Origin of the sequence: Mangrovihabitans endophyticus, from assembly GCF_014646155.1 — a bacterium.
In the GTDB taxonomy this organism is placed as follows: Bacteria; Actinomycetota; Actinomycetes; order Mycobacteriales; family Micromonosporaceae; genus Actinoplanes; species Actinoplanes endophyticus.
Window position 1 is genome coordinate 752,919 of the sequence record NZ_BMMX01000001.1, and the last position, 17,776, is coordinate 770,694.

The 17,776-nt window shown below is 76.4% G+C and carries 1 protein-coding gene (running past one end of the window); it reads left to right on the forward strand.

Annotated elements, in window-relative coordinates; genetic code table 11:
• Positions 1 to 17,776, forward strand: the 5' portion of a protein-coding gene (locus IEY73_RS33305) for a type I polyketide synthase (protein WP_229715420.1). 23,453 nt of this gene lie beyond the right edge of the window; only the first 17,776 of its 41,229 coding nucleotides appear in the window; its start codon is at positions 1 to 3; the stop codon falls past the right edge of the window.

Here is a 17,776-nt window from a genome sequence, read left to right on the forward strand (position 1 = left end):
ATGGCACGCGTCGATCGGGGTCTCCCCGGCGCCATCGCGGTGGTCGGAATGGCGTGCCGGTTGCCCGGCGCCAACGGGCCGGACGCGTTCTGGACGCTACTGCGCGACGGTGTGGACGCCGTCGCCCCGGTGCCCGGCGGCCGGGAATACCCGGCCACGCCGGGCTTGCCCCGCCGCGGCGGCTACCTCGACGACGTGGCCGGCTTCGACGCGGACCTGTTCGGCATCGGCGCGGCCGAGGCCCACGCCATGGACCCGCAACAGCGCCTGATGCTGGAGCTCGGCTGGGAGGCGCTGGAGCACGCCCGGATCGCCCCGGACTCGCTGCGCGACGCCGCCGTCGGGGTGTACGTCGGCGTGACCGCGGACGACTGGTCGGTGCTGCGTCACCGCTCCGGCGCCACGGCCGGGCACCACGCGCTGCTCGGCGGCAACCGCAGCATCGTGGCGAACCGGCTGTCGCATCGGCTGGGCCTGTCCGGGCCCAGCATGACGGTGGACACCGGCCAGTCCTCCGGCCTGGTCGCCGTGCATCTGGCCTGCGAGAGCATCCGCCAGGGCGAATCGGCCGCCGCCCTGGTCGGCGGCGTGCAACTGAACCTCGCGGCGGACAGCACGGCGGCGATCGCCGAACTCGGCGCGCTGTCGCCCGACGGGCGCTGCTGGACGTTCGACGCGCGGGCCAACGGCATGGTCCGGGGCGAGGGCGGCGTGCTGCTGGTGCTCAAACCGCTGGCCGGCGCGGTCCGCGACGGCGACCACGTGTACGGCGTGATCCGCGGCAGCGCGGTCAACCAGGACGGACACACCACCCGGCTCACCACGCCCGGCGCCGCCGCTCAGGAACGGGTGGTCCGGGCCGCCGCCCGCCGCGCCGGGATCGACCCGGCCGCGGTGCAGTACGTCGAACTGCACGGCACCGGCACCCGCGTCGGCGACCCCGTGGAAGCCGCCGCGCTCGGCGCCGCGCACGGCGGCCGGGCGGCCGGAGATCCGCTGTGGGTCGGCTCGGCGAAGACCAACGTCGGCCACCTGGAGGGCGCGGCCGGCATCGTCGGTCTGCTCAAGACGGTGCTGGCGGTGTCCCACCGGGCGCTGCCGCCGAGCCTGAACTTCGCGACGCCGAACCCGCGCATCCGCTTCGACGACTGGCGGCTGCGCGTGGTCCGGGAACTCATGCCCTGGCCGGAACGCCCGGACGGCCCGCTGGCCGGGGTGTCCTCGTTCGGCCTGGGCGGCACCAACGCCCACGTGATCGTCGCCGCGGCCCCGGCCGCGCCCGCCCCGGAGGCCGCCCCCGCCCCTGACGGGCCGGTGCGGCACGGGCCGGTGCTGCTGACGCTGTCCGGGCACACCGAGGCCGCGCTACGGGCACAGGCGGCGCGGCTCGCCGAGCACGTCGAGGCCCGTACCGACCAGACGTTGCCGGACGTGGCGGCGTCCCTGGCCACCACCCGTGCCGTCCTCGGTGTCCGGGCCGGGGTCGTCGGCACCGGGCGGGCCGGCCTGGTCGAGTCGCTACGGGCGCTCGCGACCGGCGCACCCGACCCCCGGATCACCCTGGCCACCGGCGCGACCGGCCGCGGCGAACCGGCCCGGCCGGTCTTCGTCTTCCCCGGCCAGGGCACCCAATGGCCGGGCATGGCGGCCGGTCTGCTGGACGATCCGGCGTTCGCGACGGCGCTCGCCGCCTGCGACGAGGCCCTCGCGCCATGGACCGGCTTCTCCGTGCGGGCCGTGCTGCGGGCCGCGGACCCCGCACACCTGGACCGTACGGACGTCGTGCAGCCGGTGCTGTGGGCGGTCAATGTGGCCCTCGCCGCGGTGTGGCGCGCGCGCGGCGTGGAACCCGCCGCAGTGGTCGGGCACTCGCAGGGCGAGATCGCCGCGGCCTGCGTCGCCGGTGTGCTCAGCCTGGCCGACGGCGCGCGGATCACCGCGATCCGCAGCCGGCTCGTGGCCGCCGCCGAGCCGACCGCCGCCGGCGGCATGCTGTCGGTCGCGCTGGACGCCGAGGCCGTCCACGCGCGTCTCGCGGGGTGGCGCGGGCGGCTCGGGGTGGGCGCGGTCAACGGTCCGGGCGCGGTCACCGTCTCCGGTGACGTCGAGGCGCTCGACGCCTTCGCCGACGCCTGCGCCGCCGAGCAGATCCGCGTCCGGCGGGTGCCGATCCGGTATGCCTCGCACTCGCCGATGGTGCAGCCCGTCCTCGAACCGCTCATCGCGGAACTGGGCGACGTCGCCGTGCGGCCGGCGGCCGTGCCGTTCTACTCCACGGTGACCGCGGATCTGCTCGGCGCCACCGCGCTCGACGGCGTCTACTGGGCCCGCAACCTGCGCGAGACGGTGGACTTCGCCGGTGCCACGGCCGCCCTCCTGCGCGACGGCTTCACCGAATTCATCGAGGTCAGCGCGCATCCGGTGCTGCTCGGCGCGGTGCGCGACAGCGCCGCCGCGGCGGGCGTCCCGGTCAGCGCCGTCGGCACGTTGCGCCGCGGCGACGGCGGCCCGGACCGGTTCCTGCTCTCGGTGGCGGAGCTGGGCGTCGCGACCGGCGGCGTCGACCCGGCCGCCGTCCACCCCTCCGGGCGGCGGGTGGACCTGCCGACGTACGCGTTCCAGCGTGCCCGGTACTGGCCGGACGACGCGGTCCCGGCCGTCGCGTCCGTCCCGGTCCCGGCCGGGCCCGCGCCGGCCGTCCCCGCTGCGGTGGTCGCGTCCGGCGTGGACCACGAGGCTCTCGTGCGCCGTAGCTGCGCGACAGTCCTTGGCGTCGGCGACGTGGCGATCGACGAGACGTTCCACGACCTGGGCTTCGACTCCGCGATGCTGGTCGACCTGATCGGCCGGGTCGGCGCCTCCGCCGGGGTGCCGCTGACCACCAGCGTGGTCTTCGACAACCCCACCCCGGCACGGCTCGCCGCCCATCTGCGCGGGGGCCCGGCGGCCGTGCCGTCCTCCGGCGTTTCCGCGGCAACGGCCGTCACGGCCCAGGTCGACGACCCCGTGGTGGTGGTCGGGGTGGGCTGCCGCTACCCGGGCGGTGTGGATTCGCCCGAGGCGCTGTGGTCGGTGCTGTCCGACGGTCGCGACGTGGTGTCCGACCTGCCGACCGACCGCGGCTGGGATCCGGGTGTGCTGGCCACCGGCCGCGGCGGTGGATTCCTGGCGGATGCGGCCGACTTCGACGCGGAGTTCTTCCGGATCTCGCCGCGTGAGGCGCGGGCGATGGATCCGCAGCAGCGGGTGGTGCTGGAGACGTGCTGGGAGGCTCTGGAGCGGGCCGGGGTTGACCCGTCGTCGTTGGCGGGGGCCTCGCTGGGGGTGTTCCTGGGCGCGATGGCGCAGGAGTACGGTGCCCGGCTGGCCGAGGGTTCCGGCGACGGTGAGGGTTTCGGGCTGACCGGGTCGTCGCTGAGTGTGCTGTCCGGCCGGGTGTCCTATGTGCTGGGTGTGCGCGGCCCGGCGGTCACGGTGGACACCGCGTGCTCGTCGTCGCTGGTGGCGTTGCACATGGCGGTGCAGGCGCTGCGCTCGGGCGAATGCGCGCTGGCGCTCGCGGGCGGCGTGACCGTGATGTCGTCGCCGGGCATCTTCGTGGAGTTCGACCGGCAGGGCGGCCTGTCGCCGGACGGCCGGTGCCGCTCGTTCTCCGACGATGCCGACGGCACCGGCTGGTCCGAGGGTGCGGGTGTGCTGGTCCTGCAACGGCTCTCCGACGCGGTGGCGGCCGGGCGGCCGGTGCTGGCCGTGGTCCGCGGTTCCGCGGTGAACTCCGACGGCGCGTCCAACGGCCTGACCGCGCCGAGCGGCGCGGCGCAGCAGGCGGTGATCGCGCAGGCCCTCGCGGACGGAGGCGTGCCCGCGTCCGGCGTGGATGCGGTGGAGGCGCATGGCACGGGTACTCGGTTGGGTGACCCGATTGAGGCCGGTGCGTTGCTGGCCACGTACGGGCGGGGTCGTGAGGGTGCGCCGGTGTGGCTGGGCTCGCTGAAGTCGAATCTGGGGCATACCCAGGCGGCGGCGGGTGTGGCCGGTGTGATCAAGATGATTGAGGCGATGCGGCATGGGGTGCTGCCGCGCACTTTGCATGTGAGTGTGCCGTCGTCGCGGGTGGATTGGTCGTCGGGGGCGGTCCGGTTGCTGACCGAGGCGGTGGTGTGGCCTTCGGCGGTGGGGCGTCCGCGGCGGGCGGGGGTGTCGTCGTTCGGCATCAGCGGCACCAACGCGCACGTCATTCTCGAAGAGCCGCCCGCACCGGCCGACCCGGCACCAGCGGACGCTGCGGCCGGACCCGTACCGCTGGTGGTGTCCGCGCGCACTCCCGAGGCCCTGCGGGCGCAGATCGCCCGGGTGAGCGACGCGGTCACCGGCGGGATCGCGCCGGTGGACGCCGCGGCGACGCTGCTCACCGGCCGGGCCTCCTACCGGCACCGCGCCGCCCTGCTGGCCCGCGCCGACGGACCGGTCACCGAGATCGCCCGCGGCGCCGCGCCCGCCACGCCGCCGGCCACCGCGGTGATGTTCGCGGGTCAGGGCTCGCAGCGGCTCGGCATGGGCCGCGAACTGCACCGGCGCTTCCCGGTGTTCGCCGCCGCGTTCGACGAGGCGCTCGCCGTCCTGGAGCCGGGCCTGCGCGAGGTGATGTGGGGCACGGACCCGGACGCGCTGAACCGCACCGCGGCGGCCCAGCCCGCGCTGTTCGCGCTGGAGGTGGCGCTGTTCCGGCTCGCCGAGTCGTTCGGCGTGCGCCCCGCTCACGTCGCGGGCCACTCGATCGGGGAAATCACCGCCGCGCACGTCGCCGGGGTGCTGTCCCTGGCCGACGCCGCCACGCTCGTATCGGCCCGTGGCGCCCTGATGCAGGCGCTACCGGCCGGTGGCGCGATGGTGTCGCTGCGGGCGAGCGAAGCCGACGTCGCGCCGCTGCTGTCCGAGGACGTCGGCATCGCCGCGGTCAACGGGCCGCAATCGGTCGTCATCGCCGGCGCCGAGGCCGCCGTGCGGGCGGTCGCCGACCGGTTCCCGCACGCCCGGCGGCTGTCCGTCAGTCACGCGTTCCACTCGGCGCTGATGGACCCGATGCTGGCGGAGTTCCGGTCGGTGCTGTCCGGGCTCACGTTCCACCCGCCGCGGCTGCCCGCGGTGTCCACCCTGACCGGGCGGCCGGTGACCGGCGAGTGGGCGGACCCGGAGCACTGGGTCCGGCACGCGCGCGCGGCGGTCCGGTTCGCCGACGGGATCACCACGCTGGCTGCCGAGGGCGCCGGGGTGTTCGTGGAGCTCGGGCCGGACGCGGTGCTGTCCCCGATGGCCACCGAGTCGCTGGGCGACGACGTGCCCGTGGTGCCGGTGCTGCGCCGCGACCACGACGAGCCGGCCGCGGTCGCCGCCGCGCTGGGCGCCCTGCACGTGGCCGGGGTCCCGGTGGACCTCGCCGCGCTGCTGGCCGGCGCGGGGGTGGCCGGCGCGCGAGCGCGGACCGTGGCGCTGCCGCCGTACCCGTTCCAGCGGCAGCGCTACTGGCAGGACCCGCCGGCCGCGGACGCCGCCGGAATCGGCCTGACCACCGCCCGGCACCCGCTGCTCGGCGCCGCGACCTCCCTCGCCGACACCGGCGGCACGCTGTTCACCGGGCGCCTCGGCCGGCACACCCACCCGTGGCTGACCGGCCACCTGATCGGCGGGAGCGTGCTGTTCCCGGCGACCGGATTCCTGGAGATCGTGCTGCACGCCGCCGAGCAGACCGGGTGCGCCGGGGTGCGGGAACTCACCCTGGGCGCCCCGCTGGTGCTCGGCGAGCACGACGCGGTGACCGTGCAGGTGCTGCTGTCCGGCGCGGACGAGGACGGCTCGCGGGTGGTCTCGGTGCACTCCCGCCCGGCCGGCGACGCGCCGCAGCCGTGGACCACGCACGCCACCGGCACGCTTGTCGCGGACGCCGAACCGCCCGCCGCCGCGCCGCAGATGTGGCCACCGGACGGCGCCGCCGAGGTCGGTCTGGACGGCTTCTACGACGCGCTCGCCGGGACCGGCTACCGCTACGGCCCGCAGTTCCGCGGGCTGCACCGCGCCTGGCGGCGCGACGACGACGTGTTCGCCGAGGTCACCCTGCCCGGCCCGGCGCGCGACGCGGGTTCCTTCGGCATCCACCCGGCGCTGCTCGACGCCGCCCTGCACGCCTCGGTGATCGCGGGCGTGGACCTCGGCAGCGGCCTGCTGCCGTTCTCCTGGGCCGACGTCGCGCTGCACGCGTCCGGCGCCACCACCCTGCGGGTCGCGCTGACCACCACCGGCCCCGGCACCGTCGCGCTGACCGCCACCGACGCCGCGGGCATGCCGGTCGTCTCGGTCGGCGCGCTGGCGATGCGCCCGGCCGCCGTCCCCTCCGCCGCGGACGGGCTGCTGCGGGTGACCTGGCAACCCGTCCCGCCGCTCGGCGACGCGCCCGAAGCGCCCTCGTGCACCACCGCCGGTGACGACCTGACCGGCGCCGCCGACGTCGTGCTGGTCGACGTGCACGGCGACGCGGACGACGTCCCCGCGTCGGCGCACGCGCTCGCCGCCCGCGCACTGCGCCTGATGCAGCAGGCCCTCACCGACGAGCGGTGGGCGGACTCCCGGCTGCTGTTCGTCACCCGCGGCGCGATCGCCGCCACCGCCGACGACACGGTCACCGACGTCGCCGCCGGCACCGTGTGGGGGCTGGTGCGCACCGCAGCCACCGAGAACCCCGGCCGGTTCCTGCTCCTCGACGCCGATGACAGTGCCGACCCGCCGCTCGCCGAGATCGTCGCCGCCGCGGACGACAGCGGCGAGCCGCAGTTCGCGGTGCGCGGCGGCGACCTGTTCGTGGCGCGGCTGCGCCCGGCCGCCTCCGGCCCGGCGCTGCCGGTGCCCGCCGGGGCGCCGTGGCGCCTGGACACCCGGGAGAAGGGCCGGCTCGACGCGCTCGCGCTGACGCCGTCAGCGGCAACGCCGCCGCAGGGCCGGCAGGTCCGGGTCCGGGTCACCGCGGGCGGGCTGAACTTCCGAGACGTGCTCAACGCGCTCGGCATGTACCCGGGACCCGCGGCGCCGCTGGGCATCGAGGTCGCCGGCGTGGTCGAGGAGACCGGACCGGACGTCCGCGTGCTGCGTCCCGGCGACCGGGTCTTCGGCCTGACCGACGCCGGGCTCGGCTCGCACGCCGTCGTCGACGAGCGCTACCTCGCCGTACGCCCCTCCGGCTGGACCGACGAGACCGCGGCGTCGGTTCCGTCGGTGTTCCTCACCGCCTGCTACGCGCTGACCCGCCTGGGCCGGGTGCGGCCGGGCGAGACCGTACTGGTGCACGCCGCCGCCGGCGGGGTGGGCATGGCCGCCGTCCAGATCGCCCGGCACCTGGGCGCGGAGGTGTTCGCCACCGCGAGCGCCGGCAAGTGGGACGTGCTGCGCGGCCTCGGTGTGCCCGACGACCACATCGCCTCGTCGCGGACCACCGAGTTCGCCCGGACGTTCGCGGGGGCGCTCCGCGGGCGCCCGGTCGACGTGGTGCTCAACTCCCTCGCGGGCGAGTTCATCGACGCGTCGCTGTCGCTGATGAGCGACGGCGGCCGCTTCCTGGAGATGGGTAAGACCGACGTCCGTGACGACGTCGACGGCGTCGACTACCGGGCGTTCGACCTGTTCGACGTCGACCCCGACGTGATCGCGGAGATGACCGCCGACCTGCTGCGGCTGTTCACCGCCGGGGTGCTCACCCCGTTGCCGGTCCGCACCTTCGACATCCGCCGCGCCGGTGACGCGTTCCGGTTCATGAGCCAGGCCCGGCACACCGGCAAGATCGTCCTGACGCTGCCGCGCGGACTCGACCCGGCCGGCACCGTGCTGATCACCGGCGGCACCGGCGGGCTGGGCGCCGGCCTCGCCCGCCACCTCGTCGCCGCCCGCGGAGTCCGGCACCTGGTGCTGGCCTCGCGCCGCGGACCGGAGGCTCCCGGCGCTGCCGCGCTGACCGCCGAGCTCACCGCGCTGGGCGCCGACGTCCGGGTGGCCGCCTGCGACATCGCCGACCGCGCCGCCCTCGCCGCCCTGCTCGCCGGTGTCCCGGCGGCGCATCCGCTGACGGCGGTGGTGCACGCCGCCGGGGTGCTCGACGACGGCGTGCTGACCGCGCTCACCCGCGGGCGCCTGGACACCGTGCTCACCCCCAAGGTGGACGCCGCCTGGCACCTGCACGACCTGACCCGCGACCACGACCTCGCGGCGTTCGTGCTGTACTCCTCCGTCGTCGGTGTCCTCGGCGGCGCCGGACAGGGCAACTACGCGGGCGCCAACACCTTCCTGGACGCGCTGGCCGAGCACCGGCGGGGCCTCGGCCTGCCCGCGACCTCGCTGGCCTGGGGCATGTGGGCCGGGCCGGAGGGGATGGCGGCCACGCTGTCCGGCAACGACGTGCGGCGCATGCGGGCCCTCGGGCTGCCGCCGCACACCGCCGCCGACGGCCTGGCGATGTTCGACGCCGCCCTCGCCGCGTACGATGCGCACGTCGTGGCCGCCCACGTCGACCGCGCCGCGATCCGCGCCCGGGCGGGCGCGGCGGCGCTGCTGCACGACCTGGCCCCGGCACCGCGCACACCGGCCGTGCGGGCCACGGCCGCCGGCGCCGCCCCCGCAACGCCGGCAGCCGCCGCGGCGGGCACCGACCTGCGCCAGCTCGTGCGGGCCGAGGCTGCCGCGGTGCTCGGCCACCCGTCCCCGTCGGCCATCGTGGTGGACCGCGAATTCCGGGAAGCCGGATTCGACTCGCTGACCTCGGTCGAACTGCGCAACCGGCTGGCCCGCGCCACCGGGCTGCGGCTGCCGGCCACCGTGGTGTTCGACCACCCCACCCCGGCGCGGCTGGCCACCTACCTGATCGGCGAGACGACTCCCGCGACTGGTGAGACATCTCCGGCGCCCGCCCCGGCGCCGTCGTCCGCGCCGGATGCCGACGACCCGATCGTGGTGGTGGGCATGGGCTGCCGGTATCCGGGTGGCGTGGATTCGCCCGCGGCGCTGTGGTCGCTGCTGTCCGACGGTCGCGACGTGATGTCGGCGTACCCGTCGGACCGGGGCTGGGATCCGGCGATTCTGCAGTCCGGGCGCGGCGGTGGATTCCTGAGCGATGCGGCCGACTTCGACGCCGGGTTCTTCCGGATCTCGCCGCGTGAGGCGCGGGCGATGGATCCGCAGCAGCGGGTGGTGCTGGAGACGTGCTGGGAGGCTCTGGAGCGGGCCGGGGTTGACCCGTCGTCGTTGGCGGGGGCCTCGCTGGGGGTGTTCCTGGGCGCGATGGCGCAGGAGTACGGTGCCCGGCTGGCCGAGGGTTCCGGCGACGGTGAGGGTTTCGGGCTGACCGGGTCGTCGCTGAGCGTGCTGTCCGGCCGGGTCTCCTACCTGCTCGGCGCTCAGGGCCCAGCGGTCACCGTGGACACCGCATGTTCGTCGTCGCTTGTCGCCCTGCACCTGGCCGCGCAGGCGCTGCGCTCGGGCGAATGCGCCATGGCGCTGGCCGGTGGTGTCACGGTGATGTCGTCGCCGGGCATCTTCGTGGAGTTCGACCGGCAGGGCGGCCTGTCGCCGGACGGCACCTGCAAGGCGTTCTCCGACGACGCCGACGGCACCGGCTGGTCCGAGGGCGCCGGTGTGCTGGTCCTGCAGAGGTTGTCCGACGCGGTCGCGGCCGGGCGGCCGGTCCTCGCGATGCTGCGCGGCAGCGCGGTCAATCAGGACGGCGCGTCCAACGGGCTCACCGCCCCGAACGGTCCGGCGCAGCAGGCGGTGATCGCGCAGGCCCTGGCGAACGCCGGCCTGCGAACCTCCGATGTGGATGCGGTGGAGGCGCATGGCACGGGTACTCGGTTGGGTGACCCGATTGAGGCCGGTGCGTTGCTGGCCACGTACGGGCGGGGTCGTGAGGGTGCGCCGGTGTGGCTGGGCTCGCTGAAGTCGAATCTGGGGCATACCCAGGCGGCGGCGGGTGTGGCCGGTGTGATCAAGATGATTGAGGCGATGCGGCATGGGGTGCTGCCGCGCACTTTGCATGTGAGTGTGCCGTCGTCGCGGGTGGATTGGTCGTCGGGGGCGGTCCGGTTGCTGACCGAGGCGGTGGTGTGGCCTTCGGCGGTGGGGCGTCCGCGGCGGGCGGGGGTGTCGTCGTTCGGCATCAGCGGCACCAACGCGCACGTGATCCTCGAAGAGCCGCCCGCACCGGCGGATCCCGCGCCCGCCGGGCCGGCGCCCGGGGTGGTCGCGCTGGCGGTCTCCGCGCGCACCGCCACCGGGCTGGCCGCCCAGGCCGCCCGCCTCGCCGACCACCTCGACGCCGACCCGAACGTGGACCTCGGGGCGGTCGCCGACGCGTTGCTGCGCACCCGGGCGGCGTGGGAACACCGCGCCGTGGTGCTCGCCGACGACGCCCGCGCCGCCGCGGCCGACCTGCGCGCGCTCGCGGACGGGCAACCGGTCGCCGCGGCGGTCACCGGCGAGGCACGAGCGGGCGGGGCCGGCCGCTCGGTGTGGGTCTTCCCGGGGCAGGGCGCACAGTGGGCGGGCATGGGCGCGCGCCTGCTCGACGAGGCGCCCGCGTTCGCCGCGCGGCTGGCCGCGTGCGAGGAAGCGCTCGCGCCGCACGTGGACTGGTCGGTGACCGACGTGCTGCGCGGCGCCGCGGACGCCCCGGCCCTGGACCGGGTCGACGTGGTCCAGCCCGCCTCGTTCGCCGTCATGGTGTCCCTCGCGGCGCTGTGGCAGTCCGGCGGCGTGCACCCGGACGCGGTTGTCGGCCACTCGCAGGGAGAGATCGCCGCCGCGGTCGTCGCCGGCGCGCTGTCGCTGGCCGACGGCGCCCGGATCGTGGCGCTGCGCAGCCAGATCATCGCCCGGTCGCTCGCCGGACGCGGCGGCATGCTGTCGATCGCGCTGCCCGCCGCCGACCTCGACCTCCCCGACGGGGTCGAGATCGCCGTGGTCAACTCCCCGGCCGCCACGGTGCTCGCGGGCGACCCCGACGCGCTCGCCCGCATCGAGGCCGCCCACCGCGACCGCGGCGTGCGGACCCGGCGGGTGCCGGTCGACTACGCCTCGCACAGCGCGCACGTGGAGTCGGTCCGCGCGGAGCTGATCGCGGCGCTGGACGGCGTGACCGCGACCGCGCCCACCGTGCCGTGGTTCTCCACGGTGGACCTCGCCTGGGTGAGCGAGCCGCCGGGCGCCGGGTACTGGTTCCGCAACCTGCGCGCGCCGGTCCGGTTCGAGCAGGCCGTACGCGAACTGGCCGCCCGGGACCACGACGTCTTCCTGGAGATCAGCTCGCACCCGGTGCTCACCGCCGCGGTGCAGGAGACCCTGGACACCACCGCGACAACCGGCGCGTTCGTCGGCGGCACGCTGCGCCGCGACGACGGCGACCGGGCCCGGTTCCTGCGCTCGGCCGCCGCGCTGCACGTGCACGGCGCACCGGCGGGACTCGCCGCGTTCACCCCGGCCGTGTCGCGCCTGGCCGACGTGCCGACCACCGCGTTCCAGCGGGACCGCTACTGGGCGGCGCCGTCGGCCGCGGGCGACCCGGCCGCCGTGGGGCAGTCCGCGCTGCCGCATCCGCTGCTGGGCGCCGCGGTGCACACCGCCGGCTCGGACACGGTCGTGCTGACCGGCCTGCTCGGCGTGGCCACCCAGCCGTGGCTGGCCGACCACACCGTCGCGGGTGTGGTGCTGGTGCCCGGCGCCGCGCTTGTCGAGCTGGCCGTGCAGGCCGGTGATCAGGCCGGCTGCGCGGCGGTGGAGGAACTGGTGATCGAGGCGCCGCTGGCGCTGCCGGCCGCCGGGACGCTCCGCCTCCAGGTCGTCGTGGACCCGGCCGACGACACCGGGCGCCGGGCCGTGGGCATCCACTCCCGGCCCGCCGACGGCGACCACCCGTGGACGCGGCACGCCGCCGGTGTGCTCGCCGACGCCCCCGCCGCCGATGCCCCGGCCGCACCCGAGGAGGAGACTGCCGCATGGCCGCCCGCCGGCGCGGTCGCCATGCCCGTGGACGACCTGTACGAACGCCTCGCCGCGACCGGCTACCAGTACGGGCCCGCGTTCCGGGGCCTGACCGCGGCCTGGCGCCGGGGTGACGAGGTCTACGCCGAACTAGCCGTGCCTACCGCCCCCGCCGGGTTCGCCGTCGCGCCCACGCTGCTCGACGCGGCCCTGCACGCCCTGCTGATCGACGGCGTCGACGAGATCCTGCTGCCGTTCGCCTGGAACCGGGTGGTCGTGCACGCCACCGCCGCCGACACCGCCCGCGTGCGGGTCGCGCCCGCCCCCGAGGGTGGCAGCGCCGTGCAGATGCTCGACGTCACCGGCGCGCCGCTGCTCACCGTGGGCTCGGTCGTCACCCGGCCCGCCGGGCCGCTCACCGCCGCACCCGCCGCGGCCCCGGCCCCGCTGTACGCGCTGAGCTGGCAACCCGCACCGTCGTCCGCCCCGGCTGCCCCGACCGCCCCCGCAGGCGTGGTGCGGCGGGTGCACGCCGCCGCCGATCTGGCCGGTCTCGCCCCGGCGGACGTCGCCGTCCTGCACCTCGACGTGTCGGCGCCCGCGGCGAGCGGCGCGGAACCGGGCGGCGACGAGCCGGAGCGTGCCCGCGCCGCCGTCACGCATGTGCTGGCGGTGCTGCAGGCGTACCTCGCGGACCCGGCGTGGCAGGACACCACGCTGCTGGTCACCACCCGGCACGGCGTGCCCACCGCGGCCGGCGACGACACCGACCCGGTCGCCGCCGCTGTCGGCGGCCTGGTCCGGGTGGCGCAGAGCGAGAATCCCGGCCGGATCGTCCTGGCCGACCTCGACGCCCCCGCCGCCGGTCTGGAGGCCGCCGATGTGGGTGGCGTGCTCGCCGTCGGCGAACCACAGGTGGCCCGGCGCGGCGGCGCCCTGCTGGTGCCGCGCATGACGCCCGCCGACCGCGACGAACTGTCCCTTCCCGGCGCCGGCGAACCGTGGATCCTGGACACCACCGGCAGCAGCACCCTCGACGGCCTCGTGCTGGCACCCTGCCCGGAACTCGCCGAACCGCTGGCACCGGGCCGGGTCCGCCTCGCGGTGCGGGCGGCCGGGCTGAACTTCCGCGACGTGCTCACCGGCCTCGGCATGCGCCCCGGCACCGCCCGGATGGGCGGCGAAGGCGCCGGCGTGGTGGTCGAGACCGGCCCCGGCGTCACCGGCCTGGCGGTGGGCGACCCGGTGATGGGCATGTTCGTGCGGGGGTTCGGCGACATCGCGGTCGCCGACGCGGCAAGCCTCGTGCCGGTCCCGCCGGGATGGTCGTTCGAGCAGGCGGCGTCCATGCCGGCGGTGTTCCTGACCGCCTGGCACGGCCTGGTCGACCTGGCCGCGCTGCAACCCGGCGAGCGGGTCCTGGTGCACGCCGCCGCGGGCGGGGTGGGCATGGCGGCCGTGCAGATCGCCCGGCACCGGGGCGCCGAGGTGTACGCCACGGCCAGCCCCGGCAAGCACCACGTGCTGCGCGCCATGGGCCTGGACGACGCGCACATCGCCAGCTCGCGCAGCCTCGCGTTCGAGACCGAATTCCACCACGCCACCGGCGGCCTCGGCATGGACGTGGTGCTCGACTCGATGGCCGGCGAGTTCGTCGACGCGACGCTGCGCCTGCTGCCCCGCGGCGGCCGGTTCCTGGAGATGGGCAAGAACGACATCCGCGACCCGGGGGAGGTCGCGCGGGCCCACCCGGGAGTCGCCTATCAGGCGTACGACCTGCTGCAACTCGCCCCGCAGCGGATCGGTGCGATGCTGGCCGGCCTGGTCGCCCTGTTCGACGACGGCGTGCTGCGGCTCAGCCCGGTCACCGCCTGGGACATCCGGCGCGCGCCGGAGGCGTTCCGGCACATGGCCCAGGGCCTGCACATCGGCAAGAACGTGCTGACCGTCCCACGACCACTGGACCCGGACGGGACGGTGCTGATCACCGGCGGCACCGGCACCCTCGGCGGCATCGTCGCCCGCCACCTGGTCGAGTCGCACGGCGTCCGGCGCCTGCTGCTGGCGTCCCGGCGCGGCGCCACACCACAGTCCGCCGGACTGGTCGACGACCTGACCGCCCGCGGCGCGCGGGTCACCGTCATGGCCTGCGACACCGCCGACCGTGACCAGGTGCGTGCCCTGCTCGCCGCGGTGCCCGGCGACGCGCCGCTGACCGCCGTGGTGCACGCCGCCGGCATCCTGGACGACGGAGTCGTCACCGCGCTCACCGCCGCCCGCGTGGACACCGTGTTCCGCCCCAAGGTGGACGCCGCCGTGCACCTCGACGACCTGACCCGCGACCTCGACCTGGCGGCGTTCGTGCTGTTCTCGTCGGCCGCCGGGGTGCTCGGCAACGCCGGGCAGGGCAACTACGCCGCCGCCAACGCCTTCCTGGACGGCCTCGCCCAGCGCCGCCGCGCCGCGGGCCGGCCGGCCACCTCGATCGCGTGGGGGCTGTGGGCCGACGCCAGCGGCATGACCGGCCACCTCGGCGAGGCCGACCTGCGCCGGATGGCCCGCACCACCGGCATCGGCGCGCTGCCCACCGCCGCCGCGCTGGCCGCCTTCGATGCGGCCCTGCGCTGCGCGCACCCGGCGCTGACCTCGGTCGTGCCGGACACCGCGGCGCTGCGCGAGCAGGCCGCCGCCGGCTCGCTCGCCCCGATGCTGAGCGGGCTCGCCGGGCGGGTTCGCCGCACCGCGCGGACCGCCCCGGCCGCCGCCGGTGATGCCCGGATCCACCACCTGGCGCGCCTGACCCCCGCCGAGCGGATCGGCGAACTGGCGGCCCTCGTCCGCGCCGAAGCCGCGGTGGTGCTCGGCGGCGGTGCCGGGCTCGCCGACACGAGAGCCTTCCGGGACGTCGGCTTCGACTCGCTGACAGCGGTCGAACTGCGCAACCGGCTCGCCGCGCGCACCGGCCTCACCCTGCCCGCCACCGTGGCCTTCGACCACCCCAACCCGGCGGCGCTCGCCGAGCACCTGCACGAGAAGCTGTACGGAACCGGTGTCACGCCGGACAGCGACCCGGCAGCGGTGGCGGTCCCGGCCGACGACCCGGTGGTCATCGTCGGTCTCGGGGTGCGGCTGCCCGGCGGCGTCACCGGCCCGGACGAGCTGTGGGACCTGCTGCGCTCCGGAACCGACGCGATGAGCGAGTTCCCCCGCGACCGCGGCTGGGACCTGGACACCCTGTTCGCCGCGGACCCGGACGCGCCCGGCACGTCGTACGCCCGGCACGGCGGTTTCCTCGACGACGCGGCCCTGTTCGACTCCGCGTTCTTCGGCATCTCCGCCCGCGAGGCGATGGCGATGGACCCGCAGCAGCGCCTGCTGCTGCAGACGTCGTGGGAAGCCCTGGAACGCGCCGGCATCGACCCGGTGTCGCTGCGCGGCAGCCGTACCGGCGTGTTCTTCGGCGCGCTCGCCCAGGGATACGGCGGGGGACCGGGGTACGGCGGGGACGCGGATCCCGGCACCGAGGGCTACGTGCTGACCGGGACCTCCGCCAGCGTCGTCTCCGGACGGGTCGCGTACGTGCTCGGCACTCAGGGCCCGGCCGTCACCATCGACACCGCCTGCTCGTCGTCGCTGGTGGCGCTGCACCTGGCCGCGCAGGCGCTGCGCGCCGGAGAATGCACCACGGCGCTGGCCGGAGGCGTCAACGTGCTCGCCACCCCGATGCCGTTCGTCGAGTTCTCCCGGCAACGCGGCCTGGCCCCGGACGGCCGGTGCAAGTCCTTCGCCGAGGGCGCCGACGGCACCGGCTGGGCCGAAGGCGTCGGCGTGCTCGTGCTGCAGCGCATGTCACAGGCCCGCACGCAGGGCCGGGAGATCCTCGCCGTGCTGCGCGGCAGCGCGGTCAACTCCGACGGCGCGTCCAACGGGCTGACCGCCCCGAACGGCCCCGCGCAGCAGGCCGTCATCGCACAGGCGCTGACGAACGCCGGCCTGCGAACCTGCGATGTGGACGCCGTGGAGGCGCACGGCACCGGCACCCGGCTCGGCGACCCGATCGAGGCGCAGGCGGTGCTCGCCACCTACGGCCAGGACCGCGACGGGTCCGGACCGGTGTGGCTCGGTTCGCTCAAATCCAACATCGGGCACGCGCAGGCCGCCGCGGGTGTCGCCGGTGTGATCAAGATGGTCCTCGCGATGCGGTACGGGATCCTGCCCCGCACCCTGCATGTGGACGCGCCGACGTCCCAGGTGGACTGGACCGGCGGCGACGTGCGGCTGCTCACCGAGGAACAGGCGTGGCAACCGGCCGGCCGGGCCCGCCGGGCGGCGGTGTCATCGTTCGGTATCAGCGGCACCAACGCCCACGTCATCATCGAGCAGGGCCCACCCGCCGGCCCGTCGCCGCAGCCGCCGATGCCGCCCGCCGGGCTGGTGCCGGTCGCGGTGTCGGCCCGCTCCGCGACGGCCCTGGACGCCCAGGCGGCCCGGATCGCCGACGCCCTGGACGCCGGCGAGTCGCTGCCCGCGCTCGCCGGCGCGCTTGTCGCGTCCCGGCCCGGCTGGGAACACCGCGCGGTGGTGGTGGCCGCCGACGCCGCGCACGCCTGCGCCGCCCTGCGGGATCTGCGCGGCGCCGTCCGCGGCGTGCTGGACCCGGCTCGCACCGGCGGCGTCGGCCTGCTGTTCACCGGTCAGGGTGCGCAGCGCGCCGGGATGGGCGGCGAGTTGTCCGCGGCGTTCCCGGTGTTCGCGGACGCGTACGAGGCGGTCTGTGCCGCGTTCGAACCGCACCTGGCCGGTCTGCGCACGGCGGTGCGTACCGGACGGGACCTGGACGGCACCGCGTACGCCCAGGCGGGGCTGTTCGCCTTCGAGGTTGCGGCGTACCGGCTGGTCCGGTCCCTCGGGGTGCGCCCGCGCGTGCTGGTCGGGCACTCGCTGGGCGAGATCGCCGCCGCGCACGTCGCCGGGGTGCTGGACCTCGGCGACGCGGTCACCATGGTCGCCGCGCGCGGCGCCCTGATGGCCGCCCTGCCGCCGGGCGGCGCGATGGTGGCGATCGCCGCGCCGGAAAACGACGTCGCCGCGGCGCTGACCCCGCAGGTGTCGATCGCCGCGGTGAACGGCCCGGAAGCGGTCGTCATCTCCGGGGCGCAGGACGCGGTGCTGGCCGTGGCGGCGGGTTTCCGCCGGACCCGGCGGCTGAGCGTCGACCACGCGTTCCACTCCGTGCTGATGGAGCCGATGCTGGAGGACTTCCGGTCCGTCGTCGCCGGTCTGCGCCTGCGCCCACCGGCCATCCCGGTGGTGTCCACCGTGGAGCCGGACGCGGACCTGACCGACCCCGGACACTGGGTGCGGCAGGTCCGCCAGCCGGTCCGGTTCGCCGCCGCGGTGCGGGCCGCCGAAGCGGACACCCTCCTGGAAATCGGCCCGGACGCGGCCCTCACCCCGATGGCCGCCGCGCTGGACCGTAACGCCGTGCCGCTGACCCGCCGCGAACATCCCGAGGCGGTCACCGCCCTGCGTGCCGTCGCCGCGCTGCACGTCCGCGGCCACCACGTCGACCTGGCCGCGCTCGCGCCCGCGCCGCAGCGCCCGCTGCCACTGCCCACCACCGCGTTCCAGACACGCCGCTACTGGCTCGCCCCCGCCCCGGTCGCCGACGTGGCCCGGGTGGGCCTGCAACGCTCCGCCCACCCCGTGTTCGGCGCGCTGGTGGAGTCGCCCGGCTCCGGTGGCCTCACCCTCACCGGGCTGGTGT